Origin of the sequence: Streptomyces sp. NPDC006283 (assembly GCF_040613325.1) — a bacterium.
Taxonomy (GTDB): domain Bacteria; phylum Actinomycetota; class Actinomycetes; order Streptomycetales; family Streptomycetaceae; genus Streptomyces.
Genome location: NZ_JBEXRZ010000072.1, coordinates 1 through 18,693, shown reverse-complemented (window position 1 = coordinate 18,693; position 18,693 = coordinate 1). Strand labels below are relative to the sequence as shown.

15 protein-coding genes are annotated in these 18,693 nt (G+C 69.9%); 4 read left to right on the top strand and 11 right to left on the bottom strand.

Going from position 1 to position 18,693, the window contains the following annotated elements; genetic code table 11:
* The first annotated feature begins 74 nt into the window (after positions 1 to 74).
* Positions 75 to 629, top strand: a complete 555-nt coding sequence (locus ABZ070_RS17275; protein ID WP_356634589.1) for an NAD(P)H-dependent oxidoreductase — start codon at positions 75 to 77, stop codon at positions 627 to 629.
* An 18-nt stretch (positions 630 to 647) separates the two neighbouring features.
* On the opposite strand, the gene ABZ070_RS17270 is transcribed toward ABZ070_RS17275, so the two are convergent.
* The 4 genes from ABZ070_RS17270 to ABZ070_RS17255 all read right to left on the bottom strand — a co-directional run bounded on the left by ABZ070_RS17270 (position 648) and on the right by ABZ070_RS17255 (position 5,120).
* Positions 648 to 1,577 (bottom strand): ABC transporter permease, encoded by a 930-nt coding sequence (locus ABZ070_RS17270; protein WP_356634587.1) that lies wholly within the window; start codon positions 1,575 to 1,577, stop codon positions 648 to 650.
* Positions 1,564 to 2,502, bottom strand: a complete 939-nt coding sequence (locus tag ABZ070_RS17265; RefSeq protein ID WP_356634585.1) for an ABC transporter ATP-binding protein — start codon at positions 2,500 to 2,502, stop codon at positions 1,564 to 1,566. The genes ABZ070_RS17270 and ABZ070_RS17265 overlap by 14 nt, the downstream gene beginning before the upstream one ends.
* A 210-nt stretch (positions 2,503 to 2,712) precedes the next feature.
* Positions 2,713 to 3,948 carry a DUF2092 domain-containing protein gene (locus ABZ070_RS17260; RefSeq protein WP_356634583.1) on the bottom strand — a complete coding sequence of 412 codons (1,236 nt, stop codon included), beginning with the start codon at positions 3,946 to 3,948 and terminating at the stop codon, positions 2,713 to 2,715.
* 161 nt (positions 3,949 to 4,109) lie between these two features.
* Positions 4,110 to 5,120 (bottom strand): polyprenyl synthetase family protein, encoded by a 1,011-nt coding sequence (locus ABZ070_RS17255; protein ID WP_356634581.1) that lies wholly within the window; start codon positions 5,118 to 5,120, stop codon positions 4,110 to 4,112.
* A gap of 277 nt (positions 5,121 to 5,397) precedes the next feature.
* Between ABZ070_RS17255 and ABZ070_RS17250 the strand changes: the two genes are divergently transcribed.
* The 3 genes from ABZ070_RS17250 (at position 5,398) to ABZ070_RS17240 (ending at position 10,140) form a co-directional block, all read left to right on the top strand.
* Complete coding sequence (locus tag ABZ070_RS17250) at positions 5,398 to 7,416, top strand: CocE/NonD family hydrolase (RefSeq protein ID WP_356634579.1); 2,019 nt, start codon at positions 5,398 to 5,400, stop codon at positions 7,414 to 7,416.
* A gap of 244 nt (positions 7,417 to 7,660) precedes the next feature.
* Entirely contained in the window at positions 7,661 to 8,887 is a 1,227-nt protein-coding gene (gene fahA / locus ABZ070_RS17245) for a fumarylacetoacetase (protein ID WP_356634577.1), read from the top strand.
* 476 nt (positions 8,888 to 9,363) lie between these two features.
* Positions 9,364 to 10,140 (top strand): DUF4190 domain-containing protein, encoded by a 777-nt coding sequence (locus ABZ070_RS17240; protein ID WP_356634575.1) that lies wholly within the window; start codon positions 9,364 to 9,366, stop codon positions 10,138 to 10,140.
* A gap of 63 nt (positions 10,141 to 10,203) precedes the next feature.
* Here the strand turns inward: ABZ070_RS17240 and nuoN are convergent, their stop codons facing one another.
* Genes nuoN through nuoH form a run of 7 tightly spaced genes read right to left on the bottom strand, consistent with a single transcriptional unit; the run spans position 10,204 to position 18,549 of the window.
* Positions 10,204 to 11,859 (bottom strand): NADH-quinone oxidoreductase subunit NuoN, encoded by a 1,656-nt coding sequence (gene nuoN / locus ABZ070_RS17235; protein ID WP_356634573.1) that lies wholly within the window; start codon positions 11,857 to 11,859, stop codon positions 10,204 to 10,206.
* A complete protein-coding gene (locus tag ABZ070_RS17230; protein WP_356634571.1) occupies positions 11,856 to 13,469 on the bottom strand; it encodes an NADH-quinone oxidoreductase subunit M in 1,614 nt (537 codons plus the stop codon). Before ABZ070_RS17230 ends, nuoN begins: the two co-directional genes overlap by 4 nt.
* Before the next feature lie 2 nt (positions 13,470 to 13,471).
* Entirely contained in the window at positions 13,472 to 15,415 is a 1,944-nt protein-coding gene (nuoL, locus tag ABZ070_RS17225; protein ID WP_356634569.1) for an NADH-quinone oxidoreductase subunit L, read from the bottom strand.
* A gap of 15 nt (positions 15,416 to 15,430) precedes the next feature.
* The gene (gene nuoK, locus ABZ070_RS17220) at positions 15,431 to 15,730 is read right to left on the bottom strand and encodes an NADH-quinone oxidoreductase subunit NuoK (RefSeq protein WP_069927518.1); all 300 of its coding nucleotides are present in this window, start codon (positions 15,728 to 15,730) and stop codon (positions 15,431 to 15,433) included.
* Complete coding sequence (locus ABZ070_RS17215) at positions 15,727 to 16,566, bottom strand: NADH-quinone oxidoreductase subunit J (protein WP_356634567.1); 840 nt, start codon at positions 16,564 to 16,566, stop codon at positions 15,727 to 15,729. The genes nuoK and ABZ070_RS17215 overlap by 4 nt, the downstream gene beginning before the upstream one ends.
* Entirely contained in the window at positions 16,563 to 17,252 is a 690-nt protein-coding gene (gene nuoI / locus ABZ070_RS17210) for an NADH-quinone oxidoreductase subunit NuoI (RefSeq protein WP_356634565.1), read from the bottom strand. The genes ABZ070_RS17215 and nuoI overlap by 4 nt, the downstream gene beginning before the upstream one ends.
* Positions 17,215 to 18,549, bottom strand: a complete 1,335-nt coding sequence (gene nuoH, locus ABZ070_RS17205; protein WP_356634563.1) for an NADH-quinone oxidoreductase subunit NuoH — start codon at positions 18,547 to 18,549, stop codon at positions 17,215 to 17,217. Before nuoH ends, nuoI begins: the two co-directional genes overlap by 38 nt.
* Positions 18,550 to 18,693 lie beyond the last annotated feature (144 nt).

The following is an 18,693-nucleotide window of genomic DNA, read 5'->3' as shown; positions in this document are numbered from 1 at the left end:
CCTCCATCCCACCGACTGCATGCGTGTGCATATACTGCACACGCATGCAGTCGGCACCGTAATGGGGAGAAGCCATGAGCCGCACGTTCCTGTTCCTGCTCGGCAGCAGCCGCCTCGGCGGAAACACCGAGACGCTGGCCCGGCTGGCCGCGGAACAGCTGCCCGAGAGTGTGGAGCAGCGCTGGCGGCACCTGGCCGATCTGCCCTTGGGCGACTTCGAGGACCTGCGCCACGAAGGCGACGGCAGCTACCCGGCGCCCAACGGCCACGCCGCCACTTTGCTGGACGCCACCTTGGCGGCGACCGACCTGGTCATCGCCTCGCCGCTGTACTGGTACTCCGTCTCGACCGCCACCAAGCGCTACCTGGACCACTGGTCGGGGTGGATGCGCGTGCCGGGCCTGGACTTCAAGGCCCGGATGGAGGGCCGCAGGCTGTGGGGTGTGACCGCGCTCGCGGACAGCGACCGGTCCGTGGCGGACCCGCTGGTGGGAACCCTGCGCACCACCGCCCGGTACATGAAGATGGACTTCGGCGGCGTGCTGCTGGGCAACGGCACCCGCCCTGGGGACGTGCTGGAGGACGAGCGGGCACGGATCGAGGCCAAGGAGTTCTTCGCCGGGATGTGAGCCCGAGGCCCCGGCCCTTCAGGCAGTGATGTCCTTCGTGGTGAAGCGCGCCCATGCCGCAGAACCGAACACGGCTGCGTAGGCGCCCTGCAGGCCCAGGTTCTTCAGCACCTCGTCCCACAGGACGGGCTCGCGCATCAGGTCCGCGAAGGACAGCCAGTGGTGCGTGAAGAGATAGGGATGAATGGCGTCCAACTGGGGGACGGAATCCAGGATCTGGACGACGATCAGCAGCCCCACGGTGCTCGCCATCGCCGCCACACCACTGCCCGTCAGCGTCGAGACGAACAGGCCGATCGCCGCCAGCCCCGTCAGCGACGCCGCGACGACCACCGAGATCAGCACGGCGCGCCACAGTCCCTCCGCGAACGAGATCGGGACCCCCGAGATCGTGGTGACCTCTCCGAGCGGGAAGAACAGCGCACCCACGGCGAACGCGGACACGGCCACCACCAGCGTCGCCACCAGGCAGAACGCGCATACGGCCGCGAACTTGGCGAACAGCAGGCGGGTACGTCCGGCGGGGGCGACCAGCAGATAGCGCAGTGTGCCGGCGCTCGCCTCGCCGGCGACGGAGTCCCCGGCGATGACGCCCACCGCCATCGGCAGGAACACCGGCAGCGTCGCGGCGAGGGCGGCGAAGACCAGGAACAGCCCGTTGTTGGTGATCTGGGCAACGAAGGCGGGCCCGCCGGCCCCCTCGGGACCGCCGCCGCCCACCGTGCCGCCGCCGCTCGTCTCGATCCTGACGGCGATACCGATCAGCACCGGTACGGCGGCCGGCACGCCCAGCAGGGCGACGGTCCTCCAGCGGCGGAAGGTGAGCGTCAGCTCGGAACGGAACAGCCCGAGCGAGCGGAGCCGCCGGGGCGCACCCGGCACGGTCTCCGCCGTGGCCTCCCCCTCTGCCGTGGCCTTCTCCCGCGCCGTCGGCTCAGCCTGCGACATCGAAGCCCTCCCCCGTCAGCGCCACGAACGCGTCCTCCAGCGAGGCGCGCTCCACCCCGAAGCCCCGGACCCGCACTCCGGCGTGCACCAGCGCGGCATTGAGTTCCGCCGGCTCGACGCCGTCCGCCGGCGGATCGGCCGTCACCCGCTCGCCCTCATGAACGACGCCGGCCAGCCCGTGCTCCTTGAGGATCGTGGCCGCGTCGGCCGCGTCGGGCGTGACGACGACGAGCCGCCCACGGGCTCCGGCCGCCAGTTCGGCGACCGGACCCTGAGTGATCAGCCGGCCCTGGGCCATCACCGCGGCGTGCGTGCAGACCTGCTCGATCTCGTCGAGGAGGTGCGAGGAGAGGAAGACCGTGGCGCCGTCTGCGGCCAGCTCTCTCACCAGGGCACGGATCTCGCGCATGCCCTGCGGGTCGAGCCCGTTCGTCGGCTCGTCCAGCACCAGCAGCTTTCTCGGCTGCAGCAGCGCCGCCGCCAGCCCCAGCCGCTGCTTCATGCCGAGCGAGTACGCCTTGGCCTTCTTGCCGGCCGCCTGTGCCAGTCCCACCCGGTCCAGCGCGGCCGCGACCCGGGCCTTGCGGGTGCGGGGATCGGCGGCCGGGTCGGCCGAGTCGTAACGCAGCAGGTTGTCCCGGCCGTTGAGGAACCCGTACAGCGCCGGCCCCTCGATCAGCGCGCCCACCTGCGGGAGCACGGCGCCGGCCGAGCGGGGCATGGGCCGGCCGAGGACGGCGGCGGTGCCTGCGGTCGGTTCGATGAGGCCCATCAGCATCCGGATCGTGGTGGTCTTCCCCGACCCGTTGGGGCCGAGGAAGCCGAAGACGCTGCCGGCCGGAACGCTGAGGTCGAGCCGGTCGACGGCCAACTGCCCGCCCCGGTAGCGCTTGGTGAGTCCGCTTGTCTCGATGACGGCGGTCATGGCCAGTCCCGTTCGTAATCGCCCGGCCGGCTTCGGCCGGCGCCCGTTCGTAATCGCCCGACCGCCTTCCGCCGGCGCCCGTTCGTAATCGCCCGGCCGGCGCCAGCCCGGTCGGCCGTCCGCCCCGTCGTCGAGGAGCCACGACGGGGCGGAGGCGGGCCCGGCGGACCACCGGCCGGCAGTCGCGCGGCCCGGTCACCCGTCGGTGTTCTACTTGTCGGCGTTCGCGGCCTTCACCAGGGCGTCCTCGGTCACGGCTCCGACGTAGACCGTGCCGTCGTCCGTCATCAGGGCGTTGACCAGGCGCGTCTTGAAGACCGTGCCGGAGCCGAACTTCCCCTCGACCTTGTCGCCCAGGGCGTCGAGGAACTGCTGCGCCTCGGGCGGCGCGTCTCCCTCGCCGCCCTTGCCGCCGTCGAGGCCCTTGCCGCCCTGCCCCTCGATCTTGGCGATGGAGGTCCAGCCCTCGCCGATCACGTTCAGACCATTGAAGCCCTCCAGGCCCTTGAAGCCCTCGGGCTCCTCGGGTGCCTTCCGGTGCGCCTCCTCGCCGGCCTCCGTCACCTTCGCGCCCTTGGGCGGGGCGAAGTCGAACGTCGAGGCCGCCGGCTTCGAGAAGTCGACCTTGGTGAAGCCCGCGTCGATCACGGCCTTGCCGCCGCTGCTCGGGGTGAGCGTGACCTTCAGCGGCACGCCGTTCTCCGCGTCCACCGCGACGGTGATCGAGCCGACCGTCGAGCCGCCCTGCTTGGGCTTGACGACCAGCTTGTACGCGTCGCGGCCGGCCACCTGGGACGTGCCGCCGACGGTGATGGAGGTGGTCTCGTCCGCGGCCTTCAGCACCTCGTCCGCCAGGTCCTTGGGCGTGGTGGGAAGGTCCTTCGGCAGGTCCTCGGGGGCCTTGCGGTCCCTGGCGTCCTTGCCGTCGCGCCGTTCGTCGTCCTTGGCGTGGTAGACCTCGTTCGAGGCGCTGTCGTAGCCCCACACCTCGTCGCCGTTGTGGATGAGGCTGTACTCGGAGGAGTCCTCGAGGATGGACACCTTCTGCCGGTCGGGGCCGTCGGCCGCGATCCGCAGGGTGTGGGTGCCCGTCGCGAGTCCGCTCAGCTTGGAGTCGGGGTCGGCGGAGGAGCCCTCGCCGTCCCCGCCCACGCCGCCGAGCGAACCGGCGAGAGAGTCGAGAGCCGGAAGACCGAGGTCGGTGCTGATCTTCACCGTGCCGGAGAGCTGCTGGGTGTCCGACGCGGCCATCTTCTCGATGAGCTGCGCCGCACTGATCTTCGGCAGATCCGGGTCACCCGAGGCAGCGAGCGCCGGGACGAGCCCGATGGTCGCAGCCGCCACGCCCGCCACCGCGACCGGGACGATGTAGCGGGCGGCCTTGCGCTGGCCCGCTGCGAGGTCCTTGGCCTCTTCGGTGGTCTGTGCGCTGTCGTTCGGTGCCATGGTGTGCCCTACCTCCGTGGTTGTCAGGGGTGGTGCTCTCCATATGACCAAACGGGCCGCCAGGAAGCGTCAGACCGCGGGCGCAACTTGGCGTACCCCTCTGGGATGACATCGGGGGCCGGCAACTCACCCGCCCCGTAGGGGTCCAGGGGCGCGACGGCTCAGCCGGCGCGGTGGACCACCGCGTCGCACAGCTCCTCCAGCGCGGTCCTGGCCGAGCAGTCCGGCAGCGGGGCGAGCATCGCCCGCGCCTCCTGCGCGTACCGCACGGTGTCCCTGCGGGCCTGCTCCAGCGCCGGGTGCACGCGGAGCCTGCGCAGCGCCTCCGCGTGCCGGGCGTCGTCCGTCAGGTCCCCGTCGAGGAGCGCGACGAGCTCCAGGTCCTCCGGGCGCCGGTGCTCCTGCGCCTGGGCGCGCAGCCGCAGCACCGGCAGGGTCGCGATGCCTTCCCGCAGGTCGGTGCCGGGCGTCTTGCCGGACTCCTGCGAGTCGGACGCGATGTCGAGCACGTCGTCGGCGAGCTGGAAGGCGACGCCGAGCCGCTCGCCGTACTGGGTGAGGGTCTCCACGATCCGGTCGTCGGCGCCGGACATCATCGCGCCGAAGCGGACGGAGACGGCGACCAGCGAGCCGGTTTTGCCGGCGAGGACGTCGAGGTAGTGCTCCACCGGGTCGCGGCCGTCGCGCGGCCCCGCGGTCTCCAGGATCTGCCCGGTCACCAGCCGCTCGAACGCCTCCGCCTGGATCCGTACGGCCTCGGGGCCGAGGTCGGCCAGGATGTGCGAGGCGCGGGCGAAGAGGAAGTCGCCGGTCAGCACCGCCACGGAGTTGCCCCAGTGGACGTTCGCGCTGTCCACGCCGCGGCGTACGTCGGCCTCGTCCATGACGTCGTCGTGGTAAAGCGTCGCCAGATGGGTGAGCTCGACCACCACGGCGGAGGGGACGATGCCCGGCGCATACGGGTCGCCGAACTGGGCCGCCAACATCACGAGCAGCGGCCGGAAACGCTTGCCGCCCGCGCGCACCAGGTGCTGCGCGGCCTCGGTGATGAACGGCACCTCGCTCTTGGTGGCGTCGAGCAGGCCCGCCTCGACAGCCGACAACCCGGTCTGGACATCGGCCTCAAGAGCCTGGTCCCGCACGCTCAGCCCGAACGGCTCGACGACGGTCACGAGGGAGTCTCCTGTCTGCTGACGATCACGCGGATTGTCGATGTGTCGCTGGATTCACTCAAGTCAGCGTATCCGGTCCTCTTTCGATCACCATGAGCGCCTTCCTGCCGCCGCCGGTATGTTCTCTTCCACCCCTGTTGAACAAAGGTGTGCGCTTTGTCAGGACCGACGACGACCCCGTCGCCGCCTGCACCGAAGCGCCCAGGACCCCGTCCGCCGAGGCCTGTGAAGGGCATGACCTGAACGAGAGGCCCCGGTCCGCCGGAAGGTTGCCGCGATGCGCATCCGTACCGATCTCCCGTACGAGACCTTCCACGAGGACGTCCGTGTGCCCCTCACGGACGGCACCCGGCTGTACGCCCGGATCTGGCGGCCACTGGGAGAGGACCCCGTCCCCGCGCTGCTCGAGTACCTCCCGTTCCGGCTCAGCGACCGGACCGCGGCCCGCGACTGGCAACGCCACCCCTGGTACGCGGGCCACGGATACGCCTCCGTGCGGGTCGACGTGCGGGGCCACGGCAACAGCGAGGGCCTGCCGGGCGACGAGTGCGACGACACCGAGCTGGCGGACGGGGTGGAGGTCGTCCGGTGGCTGGCACGGCAGCCGTGGTGCACCGGCCGGGTCGGCATGTTCGGTATCGCCTGGGGCGGCCTCAACTCTCTGCGGATCGCGGCTCTCGCGCCCGAGCCGCTGAAGGCGGTCGTCACCGTCTGCGCGCCCGTCGACCGGTACGACGGCATGCACCACATGGGCGGCTCGGTCCTCGCCGTCGGCATGCCCGCCTGGGCCGCCACCCTGCTCGCCTTCACCGCCCGGCCCCCGGACCCGCGGTACGCCGGCGAGGAGTGGCGGGCGATGTGGCTGCGGCGGCTCGAGTCGGTCGAGCCCCTCCTCCACACCTGGCTCGCCCACCAGCTGCGCGACGACTACTGGAAGCGCACCGGCGTGTGCGAGGACTTCTCGGCGATCGACGCGGCGGTTCTCGCCGTGGGCGGCCGGCACGACCCCCACCGGGACGCCGTGCTCCGTCTGGTGGAACATCTGCCGTCCGATCGGGTGCGAGGACTGATCGGCCCGTGGTCGCACCAGTACCCCGACCGCGGGCTGCCGCCGGGGCCGGCGATCGGCTTCCTGCAGGAGACCCTGCGGTGGTGGGACCAGCACCTGAAGGGCCGGGACACCGGGGTGATGGACGAACCGCTGCTGCGGTCGTGGATCACCGCGTCGTACCGCCCCGCGACCGTCCTCCAGGAACTGCCGGGACGCTGGGCCGGCGACCCCGCGTGGCCGTCGCCGTACATCACGCCGACGGCCTACGCGTTCCAGGGCGAGCCGGTCACCGTCCGCTCCCCGCAGCACACCGGCATGGACGCCGGACGGTTCCTCCCCTCCGGCGACGACGCCGACCTTCCCCCTGACCAGCGGGACGAGGACGCCCGCTCGGCGTGCTTCGAGTTCCCCGTGGCCGGGCCGCACCCGATCGAGATCCTGGGGCGGCCCCGGGTGACGCTGCGGCTGCGCATGGACGTGCCGACCGGCCAGGCGGTCGCCCGGCTCTGCGATGTGGCGCCGGACGGCTCGTCGACCCTGGTCACCCGCGGGGCCCTCAACCTGCGGGCACGCCACGGCCCGGACCGGGCGGACGCATGGCCGCCGGGGGCGACGGAGGACGTCGCGTTCGAGCTGAACGCCGTCGGACACACCTTTCCTTGCGGGCACCGCATCCGGCTCGCGGTCTCCTCGGCGTACTGGCCCTGGATCTGGCCGCAGGTTGACTCGGCCGGTTTCTCCCTGGACCCGGCCGGTTCCGGCCTCGAGCTGCCCGTACGCGAACCGGGCGAGCACCGGGAGGACACCGGCATCCGCTTCGAGCCGCCGGAACAGTCCGGGCCGCTCGGCGTCAGCTCCCCGGCGACGCTGGACGAGGAGCGCCCGGAGCGGCTGGTGGTCAGGGATGTCGCCAAGGGCGAGTGGCGGCTGGAGGTCGACCCGCGGCGCGAGGGGAGGCTCGTGTATCCGGACGGCCTGGAGTACACCGAGGAAGGCCGGGAGACCTTCACCGTCCAGGAGGACGACCCGCTGTCGGCGCGCACCCGCTCCGACTGGACGATCCGTCTGCACCGGCCCGAACTGGCCTGGGACGTGCGGATCGAGACGCGTTCGGAGCTCGCCTGTGACGCTGCGGACTTCGTCGCGTCGAACGAAGTGGTGTGCAGGGACGGCAACGAGATCGTCTACCACCGCACTTGGGAGAAGCGCATTCCCCGGGTGCCGGACCGACCGGCGCGCGCCTGACCGGGAACCGGGGGCGCGCGTGACCCGGACCGAACGGTGCGCCCATGACCTGGCCCGAGGGCACGCGTGTGACCCGGACCGACCAGCGCGTGTGACCCTGACCGGACGGTGCGCCCATGACCTGGCCCGAGGGCACGCGTGTGACCCGGACCGACCAGCGCGTGTGATCCTTTAGGCCCTGCCGTGACCCCGGGGCTGGCACGTAACGTGTCGTCCACACCCGTGGAAAGCGAGGCAAGCACCGATGCCCGAGCAGAGCCCGCTCGATCTGGCCGAGGGCGATCCCTTCGGCCCGCACAACCTTCCGTACGGCGTCTTCACCACGGCCGACGAACCGGACCGTCGGCGCCTCGGCGTCCGTATCGGGAACCATGTGCTCGACGCCGGCGCCGCCGCGCACGCACTCGGCTCCCCATACGCCGGCCTGCTGGCCCGGCCGAGCCTCAACCCGCTGCTGGCGGCCGGACGCACGGCATGGCGCGATGTGCGCCGTGCGATCACGGCATGGGTGACGGTGCCGGCGCACCGACCCGACATAGAGCCGCTGCTGCACCCGCTGGGCGCCGTGACGATGCACCTGCCGTACGAGGTCGCGGACTACGTCGACTTCTACGCGAGTGAGCACCACGCCACCAACGTCGGCCGGATCTTCCGCCCGGACGGCGACGCGCTCACCCCCAACTGGAAGCACCTGCCGATCGGTTACCACGGCCGGGCGGGCACGGTCGTCGTCTCCGGCACCGATGTCGTGCGTCCCTCGGGGCAGCGGAAGACGCCCGCCGACGCCACCCCCGTGTTCGGACCTTCGGTCAAGCTCGACATCGAGGCCGAGGTCGGCTTCCTCGTCGGCACTCCCTCCGAACTGGGCAGCACCGTGGCCCTCTCGGACTTCCGGGACCACGTTTTCGGGCTTTTCCTGCTCAACGACTGGTCGGCGCGCGACATCCAGGCCTGGGAGTACGTGCCGCTCGGCCCGTTCCTCGGCAAGTCCTTCGCCACGTCCGTCGCCGCCTGGGTGACCCCGCTGGAGGCTCTGGACGCGGCCAGGACCGCGCCGCCCGCGCGGGACTTCGACCTGCTGCCCTACCTCGACGACTCCGCGGAGGAGGAGCCGGGCGGCTTCGACGTGCGGATCTCGGTGGCGATCAACGGCCAGGTGGTCGCGGAGCCGCCGTTCGCCACGATGTACTGGACGGCCGCGCAGCAGCTGGCCCACATGACGGTCAACGGCGCCTCGCTCCGCACGGGCGACCTGTACGGCTCCGGGACCGTCAGCGGCCCCGAGGTGAACCAGCGCGGCTCGCTGCTCGAGCTCACCTGGAACGGACGCGACGCCATCGAACTGCCGGAGGGCAAGCGGACGTTCCTGGAGGACGGTGACGAGGTGACCATGACGGCGTGGGCTCCGGGCCCGGACGGCGTACGCGTCGGGCTCGGCGAAGTCACCGGACGGATCGTCCCCGCGCGCTGACTGCGCCCCGACACCGTGAAGGCCCGGCATCCCCGCTCTCGGGTGCCGGGCCTTCGTGCGGCGGTGGCGCGGTCGGACGGGGCACGTCCGGGGTCCACCAGTGGCTGATCTTGCTCCACTGAGGACAAATCCGCAGGTCACAGCCGTGCACTCGACGACCGCAGGTGGCGCAACACTGCGGCAACACCACTGTCCGGAAAGCGTCGCTATGGTCCACCCACCTGGCGTCGGCGGTCCACGATCCCTACTCGGACGTGCGCGCCTACGCGGCGCGGGCCGGCCGGGAGACGGGGGCGGTGGCGTGGGCGGGATGCGCCGCGGATTACGGCACGGTGTTCCACGGCGGGTCGACGCGGGAGGAGGTGGTCTCGACAGGAGCGGTGGCCGGCCGGGGCAGGGTGCACCGGTGTTCGTGCTGTCACCGCTTGGCTATAGGTTGCGGATCTCAACCCTCTGCACCAGGAGCGCCGCGCAGCATGTCCATACCCCCGCCACCGCCCTCCGCGGGACCGTACTCGCAGCCGGGCCCGTACGGGCCGGGTCAGCCGGGGCCGTACGGCGCCCCGCCGGCCTGGTACCCGTCACCGCCGCGCAGGATGAGCGCCTTGGCCATCGTCGCGTTCGTCCTCTCGCTCGTCTTCCCCTTCCCTCTGCTGCCGCTGATCCTCGGCATCGTCGCCCTCTCCCAGATCCGCCGGAACGGCGAGAAGGGCAAGGGCTTCGCCGTCGCCGCGATCTCCATCCACGGCGCGACGCTCGCCCTGTGGGCCCTGATCATCGGCCTGGGCGTGTCCGGTGCCTTCGACGACGGTCCCCCGGCGAAGCGCGACAGCGGTGGCCAGGTGACCAGCCCCGGGTCGGAGCAGGTACAGGACATCCGCCAGGGCGACTGCTTCAACACCAACGACGAGCTGGAGGAGTACGAGAGCGAGGGAGGTGAAGCCGCGTTCTCGGTGAGCATCGTGCCGTGCAGCGAGCCCCACGAGGCCGAGGCGTACGCCGTCTTCGACTTGGAGGACGGGCCGTACCCCGGCGCGGACGAGGTCGTCTCCATCGCCCAGGAGAAGTGCGCCGGCACGCTGCTCACCGACTACGTGGGCGACAACCCGAAGCTCGCTGAGACGCTGGAGGTGTACTACTACCACCCCCAGTCCTCCGGGTGGGCCTTCGGCGACCGCGAGGTCACCTGCTTCCTCGGCGACGCCTCCGGGTCGAGCACCGGGTCCGTGCGCGCCACGGGCTCCGGGTCCTGAACACCACGAAGGTCCGGCTCCTCCCCCGAGGAGAGGCCGGACCTTCGTGCTGGTGACGGGCTGTCAGCGCACGAACACGCCCGCCTGGCTCGCCAGATCCAGGAAGTACTGCGGTGCCACGCCGAGGACAAGAGTCACCGCGACGCCGACGCCGATCGTCGTCATCGTCAGCGGCGACGGCACGGCGACCGTCGGACCCTCCGGCTTCGGCTCGCTGAAGAACATCAGCACGATCACCCGGATGTAGAAGAACGCGGCGATCGCCGAGGAGATCACACCGACCACGACCAGGGCGCCCGCGCCGCCCTCGGCCGCCGCCTTGAAGACGGCGAACTTGCCGGCGAAGCCCGAGGTGAGCGGGATACCGGCGAAGGCCAGCAGGAACACCGCGAACACCGCCGCCACCAGCGGCGAACGCCGCCCGAGACCCGCCCACTTGGACAGGTGTGTCGCCTCGCCGCCCGCGTCGCGCACCAGCGTGACGACGGCGAACGCGCCGATCGTCACGAACGAGTACGCCAGCAGGTAGAAGAGGACGGACGAGACGCCGTCGGGCGTCGTCGCGATCACACCGGCGAGGATGAAGCCGGCGTGGGCGATGGAGGAGTACGCCAGCAGACGCTTGATGTCGGTCTGGGTGATGGCGACGATCGCACCGCCCAGCATGGTCACGATGGCGACCGCCCACATGACCGGGCGCCAGTCCCACGCGAGGCCCGGCAGCACCACGTACAGCAGCCGCAGCAGCGCACCGAACGCGGCGACCTTGGTGGCCGCGGCCATGAAGCCGGTCACCGGGGTCGGCGCGCCCTGGTAGACGTCCGGCGTCCACATGTGGAAGGGCACCGCGCCGACCTTGAACAGCAGCCCCATGATGACCATCGCGCCGCCGATCAGCAGCAGCGCGTCGTTGCCCATGGTGTCGGCCAGCGCCGGGTCGATGGTGCGCACGCTGCCCTCGACGACGTCGGCGATCCGCGCGTACGACACCGAGCCCGCGTAGCCGTAGACGAGGGCGATGCCGAACAGCAGGAAGGCCGAGGAGAACGCGCCGAGCAGGAAGTACTTCACCGCGGCTTCCTGTGACATCAGCCGCTTGCGGCGGGCCACGGCGCACAGGAGGTACAGCGGGAGCGAGAAGACCTCGAGCGCGATGAACAGCGTCAGCAGGTCGTTGGCGGCCGGGAAGACCAGCATTCCGGCGACGGCGAAGAGCGCGAGCGGAAACACCTCCGTGGTGGTGAACCCGGCCTTGACCGCTGCCTTCTCGTGCTCGCTGCCGGGGACGGCGGCGGCCTCCGCGGCGAACGAGTCGACGCGGTTGCCGTGGACCGCCGTGTCGAGCCGGCGCTCGGCGAAGGTGAAGATCGCCACCAGCGAGGCCAGCAGGATGGTGCCCTGCAGGAACAGCGCGGGTCCGTCGACGGCGATGGCGCCCATCGCGGCGATGTGCGCCTTGGTGGTGCCGTATCCGCTTGCGGCGAGCCCGACGACCGCCGCGAAGGCGGCGGCGAGCGCGACGACGGTGACGAACACCTGGGTGTAGTAGCGGGCCCTGCGCGGGACGAACGCCTCCACGAGGATGCCCAGGACGGCCGCGCCGACGACGATCAACGCCGGAGCCAGCTGGGCGTACTCGATGTGGGGCGCGGGGATCTTGCCGAGCGGCTCGACCTGCGCGGCCGTTGTCCACAGGCTGTGGACAGCTGTAGCACTCACTTGGCTGCCTCCACCTCGGGCCGGGGGTCCTTCTTCTGTACGTCGGACATCGTGTGCTCCACGGCCGGGTTGACGATCTCGGTCAGCGGCTTCGGGAACACGCCGAGGAGGATCAGCAGGGCGATCAGCGGTGCGACGACCGCCAGTTCACGCGCCTTGAGGTCCGGCATCTCCCGCACCTCCAACTTCACCGGACCGGTCATGGTCCGCTGGTAGAGCACGAGGGAGTACAGCGCGGCGAGCACGATGCCGAGGGTCGCGACGATGCCCGCGACCGGATACGCGGCGAACGTGCCGACGAGGACCAGGAATTCACTGACGAAGGGCGCGAGTCCCGGCAGCGAGAGGGTGGCGAGCGAGCCGATCAGGAAGGTGCCCGCGAGCACCGGGGCGACCTTCTGGACACCACCGTAGTCGGCGATGAGCCGCGAGCCGCGCCGCGAGATCAGGAAGCCTGCCACCAGCATCAGTGCCGCCGTGGACAGCCCGTGGTTGACCATGTAGAGCGTCGCACCGGACTGGCCCTGGCTGGTCATCGCGAAGATGCCCAGGACGATGAAGCCGAAGTGCGAGATCGACGCGTACGCGATCAGGCGCTTGATGTCCCGCTGGCCGACCGCCAGCAGCGCTCCGTAGACGATGCTGATCAGCGCCAGCACCAGGATGGCCGGCGTGGCCCACTTGGACGCCTCCGGGAAGAGCTGGAGGCAGAAGCGCAGCATCGCGAAGGTGCCGACCTTGTCGACGACCGCCGTGATCAGGACGGCGACCGGTGCGGTCGCCTCGCCCATCGCATTGGGCAGCCAGGTGTGCAGCGGCCACAGCGGCGCCTTCACCGCGAAGGCGAAGAAGAAGCCGAGGAACAGCAGCCGCTCGGTGGTGGTCGCCATCTCCAGGGAGCCGGAGGCCCGCGCCTCCGCGATCTCGGAGAGCGAGAAGCTGCCCGCGACCACGTACAGCCCGATGACCGCGGCGAGCATGATCAGGCCGCCGACGAGGTTGTAGAGCAGGAACTTCACGGCCGCGTAGGAGCGCTGGGCCGCGGCGTTCTCTTCGGTTCCCCCCGCCGCGGCGGCGGCTCGTCCGGCAGGGGCGGCGCGGTCGCCGAAGCCGCCGATGAGGAAGTACATCGGGATGAGCATGGCTTCGAACAGGATGTAGAAGAGGAAGACGTCGGTGGCCTCGAAGGAGAGGATCACCATCGCCTCGACCATCAGGATCAGAGCGAAGAAACCCTGTGTGGGCCGCCACCTGCGCGAATCCGACTCCAACGGGTCGGCGTCATGCCAGCCCGCAAGGATGATGAACGGCATCAGCACCGCGGTCAGCGCGATCAGCGCAACCCCGATGCCGTCCACGCCCAGTTCGTACCGGACGCCGAAGTCGGCGATCCAGGCATGCGATTCGGTGAGCTGGTAGCGGTCGCCACCCGGCTCGAACCGTACGAACACGATCGCGGCGAGCACGAGCGTGGCCAGCGAGAAGAGCAGGGCCAGCCACTTGGCGGCCGTGCGTCGCGCGGCGGGCACCGCGGCGGTCGCGATGGCGCCGACCGCCGGCAGTACCGCCGTTGCCGTCAGAAGCGGGAAGGCTGTGCTTGCAGAAGACATGGTCAGACCGCCCTCATCAGCAGGGTCGCGGCGATCAGGATCGCCGTACCGCCGAACATCGAGACCGCGTAGCTGCGGGCGTAGCCGTTCTGCAGCTTGCGCAGCCGGCCGGAGAGCCCGCCGAACGAGGCGGCCGTACCGTTCACCACTCCGTCGACCAGGGAGTGGTCGACGTAGACCAGGGACCGGGTGAGGTGCTCGCCTCCGCGGACCAGGACCACATGGTTGAAGTCGTCCTGGAGGAGATCGCGGCGGGCGGCCCGGGTGAGCAGCGAGCCGCGCGGCGCGGTGACCGGGACCGGCCTGCGTCCGTACATCAGGTAGGCGATCACGGCGCCGATCAGCAGCACGACCATGGTCGCGGTCGTGATGGCCGGCACGCTGATCACCGGGTGCGGGTGCTCGAACTCCGTAACGGGGGCGAGCCAGTTGGCGAACCGGTCGCCGATCGAGAAGAAGGCTCCCGCGAAGACCGACCCGAAGGCGAGCACGATCATGGGGATCGTCATCGACTTGGGCGATTCGTGCGGATGCGGCATCGCACCGGGGGTCACCTCGATGCCCGGCTCGACACTCGGGGCCTTGTCCGGGTCGGGCGCCGGCTGCCAGCGCTTGTCGCCGAAGAAGGTCAGGATCATCACCCGCGTCATGTAGAAGGCGGTGATGCCGGCACCGAGCAGCGCCACGCCGCCGAAGATCCAGCCGCGGATTCCGTCGTCGTAGGCGAACGCCGCCTCGATGATCTTGTCCTTGGACCAGAAGCCGGACAGGCCCGGGAAGCCGATGATGGCCAGATAGCCGAGTCCGAAGGTGACGAAGGTGATCGGCATGTACGTGCGCAGACCGCCGTACTTCCTCATGTCGACCTCGTCGTTCATGCCGTGCATGACCGAACCGGCGCCGAGGAAGAGCCCGGCCTTGAAGAAGCCGTGCGTCACGAGGTGCATGATCGCGAAGGCGTATCCGATCGGGCCGAGACCGGCCGCGAGGATCATGTAGCCGATCTGCGACATCGTCGAACCGGCCAGTGCCTTCTTGATGTCGTCCTTCGCGCAACCGACGATCGCACCGAACAGGAGCGTGACCGCGCCGACGATGACCACCGCGAGCTGTGCGTCCGGCGCCGCGTTGAAGATCGCGCCGGAACGGACGATGAGATAGACACCGGCGGTCACCATGGTGGCCGCGTGGATGAGGGCGGAGACCGGGGTCGGGCCCTCCATCGCGTCACCGAGCCAGGACTGCAGCGGCACCTGGGCCGACTTGCCGCACGCGGCGAGCAGCAGCATCAGCCCGATGGCCGTCAGCTTGCCTTCACTGGTGTCCCCCGTTGCCGCCAGCACCGGCCCGAAGGCGAAGGTGCCGAAGGTGGTGAACATCAGCATGATCGCGATCGACAGGCCCATGTCGCCGACACGGTTGACCAGGAACGCCTTTTTCGCGGCCGTCGCCGCGCTGGGCTTGTGCTGCCAGAAGCCGATGAGCAGGTACGAGGCGAGGCCGACGCCCTCCCACCCGACGTACAGCAGCAGGTAGTTGTCGGCGATGACCAGCAGGAGCATCGCCGCGAGGAAGAGGTTGAGGTAGCCGAAGAAGCGGCGGCGCCGCTCGTCGTGCTCCATGTAGCCGATCGAGTAGATGTGGATCAGCGTGCCCACACCGGTGATCAGCAGGACGAAGGTCATCGACAGCTGGTCGAGCTGGAAGGCGATGTCCGCCTGGAACCCTTCGACGGGGATCCAGCTGAACAGCGTCTGGTGCAGGGCGCGGTCCTCGGCGCCCTTGCCCAGCATGTTTGTGAACAGCACGGCGCCGACGACGAAGGAAGCGGCCGCGAGCAGGGTGCCGAGCCAGTGACCGGTCCGGTCGAGGCGGTGTCCGCCGCACAGCAGGACCGCCGCTCCGAGCAGAGGCGCCGCGACGAGCAGCGCAATCAGGTTCTCCACGATTCTTCCGACCCCTTACAGCTTCATCAGGCTGGCGTCGTCGACCGAGGCCGAGTGGCGGGAACGGAACAGCGACACGATGATCGCGAGCCCGACCACGACCTCGGCGGCGGCGACGACCATCGTGAAGAACGCGATGATCTGGCCGTCGAGATTGCCGTGCATCCGGGAGAAGGCGACGAACGCGAGGTTGCAGGCGTTGAGCATCAGCTCGACACACATGAAGACCACGATCGCGTTCCGCCGGATCAGCACTCCCGCCGCGCCGATGGTGAACAGCAGGGCGGCGAGATAGAGGTAGTTGACCGGATTCACCGCTTGGCCTCCTGTCCGTCCCGGTCGTGCTCGTCCCGGTCCCGTCCGAGGCGCTCCTCGGAGCGCTGTTCCAGGGCCTTGAGGTCGTTCAGCGCCTCGCTGGACACGTCGCGGATCTGGCCGCGGTCACGCAGCGTCCGGTTGACGGTGAGCTCGGACGGGGTGCCGTCCGGCAGCAGACCGGCGATGTCCACAGCGTTGTGCCGGGCGTAGACACCGGGCGCGGGCAGCGGCGGCAGGTGCTTGCCTTCCCGTACGCGCTGCTCGGAGAGTTCGCGCTGGGTCCGGGCGCGCTCGGTGCGCTCCCGGTGCGTGAGCACCATCGCGCCGACGGTCGCGGTGATGAGCAGGGCGCCGGTGATCTCGAAGGCGAAGACGTACTTGGTGAAGATCAGCGCCGCGAGGCCTTCGACGTTCCCCCCGCTCGCGGTGTTGGCGGCGCCGAGGCCGTTGAAGTTCTTCAGCGAGGCGTGGCCGATGCCGGCGATGAGGAGGATGCCGAAGCCCAGGCCGCAGGCTGCGGCCAGCCAGCGCTGGCCCTTCAACGTCTCCTTGAGCGAGTCGGCCGCCGTGACGCCGACCAGCATGACCACGAAGAGGAACAGCATCATGATCGCGCCGGTGTAGACGACGATCTGGACGACGCCCAGGAAGTACGCGCCGTTGGCGAGGTAGAAGACCGCCAGGATGATCATGGTCCCGGCCAGGCACAGGGCGCTGTGCACGGCCCGCTTCATCAGGACCGTGCACAGGGCGCCGACGACGGCGACGGTGCCGAGCAACCAGAACTGGACGGCCTCGCCGGTGGAGGTGACGGTGGCGGCGAGCGTGCTCATGCGCCGATCACCTTCTTCGAGGCGGGCTCGTCCTCGCCGAAGCTCGACTCGCCTTCCTGCGGCGCGGCCGCAGCCCCTGCCGATCGATCAGGCTGGTCCTTCGAGACCGCGGCCTGCTGGACCGTGCCCGGGGCGGCCTCCGTGACCAGACCCCGGTAGTAGTCCTGCTCGTCCATGCCGGGGTAGATCGCGTGCGGCGAGTCGACCATGCCCTCGTCCAGCCCCGCGAGCAGCTGCTCCTTGGTGTAGATGAGGTTCTCGCGGCTGCTGTCGGCCAGTTCGAACTCGTTCGTCATGGTCAGCGCGCGGGTCGGGCACGCCTCGATGCACAGGCCGCAGAGAATGCAGCGGGCGTAGTTGATCTGGTAGACGCGGCCGTACCGCTCGCCCGGGGAGTAGCGCTCCTCGTCGGTGTTGTCCGCGCCCTCCACGTAGATCGCGTCCGCCGGGCAGGCCCAGGCGCACAGCTCGCAACCGACGCACTTCTCGAGCCCGTCCGGATGGCGGTTGAGCTGGTGCCGGCCGTGGAAGCGCGGCGCCGTGACCTTCTGCTGCTCCGGATACTGCTCGGTCAGCCGCTTCTTGAACATGGCCTTGAAGGTCACGCCGAAGCCGGCAACCGGATTCAGGAACTTGCTCTCGGATTCCTCAGACACCGTCAGCCTCCTTTCCGTCCCGAGGACCATCACTGTCAGTATTGGGTCCACCACTGACAATCAGTTCGCGCTCCTGGCGAGACCGCCTGCGCGGCACCGGCGGCAACTCCTGTCCCGGCAGCGGCGGTACGGGGAAGCCGCCCGCCATCGGATCGAAGGCGGCGGGCGGCGGCTCGGCGGCCCGAGCGGCCTTTTCCTTCTTGCCCCGGAAGATGTCCGCCACGAAGGAGAGCAGCAGCACCGCGATCACCGCGCCGCCGACGTACAGCACGATCTGCTGGAAGTCGTAGTTCTCGTTCCGCAGCGCGCGCACGGTCGCCACCAGCATCAGCCAGACGACGGAGACCGGGATCAGGACCTTCCAGCCGAGCTTCATCAGCTGGTCGTAACGCACACGGGGCAGCGTGCCGCGCAGCCAGATGAAGAAGAACAGCAGCAGCTGGACCTTGAGGACGAACCAGAGCATCGGCCACCAGCCGTGGTTCGCGCCCTCCCAGAAGGTGGAGATCGGGTACGGCGCCCGCCAGCCGCCCAGGAAGAGGGTCACGGAGACGGCGGAGACGGTGACCATGTTGACGTATTCGGCCAGCATGAACATCGCGAACTTGATGGAGCTGTACTCGGTGTTGAAGCCGCCGACCAGGTCGCCCTCGGACTCCGGCATGTCGAACGGGGCACGGTTGGTCTCACCGACCATCGTGACCACGTAGATGATGAAGGAGACCGGCAGCAGGATGATGAACCAGCGGTCCGCCTGGGCCTCCACGATCGCCGAGGTCGACATCGAGCCGGAGTACAGGAAGACCGACGCGAACGCCGCGCCCATCGCGATCTCGTACGAGATCATCTGCGCGCAGGAACGCAGTCCGCCGAGGAGCGGGTACGTCGAGCCGGACGACCAGCCGGCGAGCACGATGCCGTAGATGCCGACGGAGGCGACCGCGAGGATGTAGAGCATCGCGATCGGCAGGTCCGTCAGCTGCATCGTGGTGCGGTGGCCGAAGATCGAGACCTCGTTGCCGGCCGGACCGAACGGGATGACCGCGATCGCCATGAACGCCGGGATCGCGGCGACGATCGGCGCCAGGACGTAGACGACCTTGTCCGCCCGCTTGACGATGACGTCTTCCTTCAGCATCAGCTTGATGCCGTCGGCGAGCGACTGCAGCATGCCCCAGGGGCCGTGCCGGTTGGGGCCGATGCGCAGCTGCATCCAGGCGACGACCTTGCGCTCCCACACGATGGAGAACAGCACGGTCACCATCAGGAACGCGAAGCAGAACACGGCCTTGATGACGACGAGCCACCACGGGTCGCGTCCGAACATCGACAGGTCCTCGAGCGCGAGGACGCTGCGCTGTGCTTCGGCGACATGGGCCAGGGCGATGTCTGAGGGGCCACCAGGAGCCAGTCATCCACCTTAGCAAGCGTGCCATCGAGTTGACGGAGGTAGTTCAGGTGCGGTGTGAAG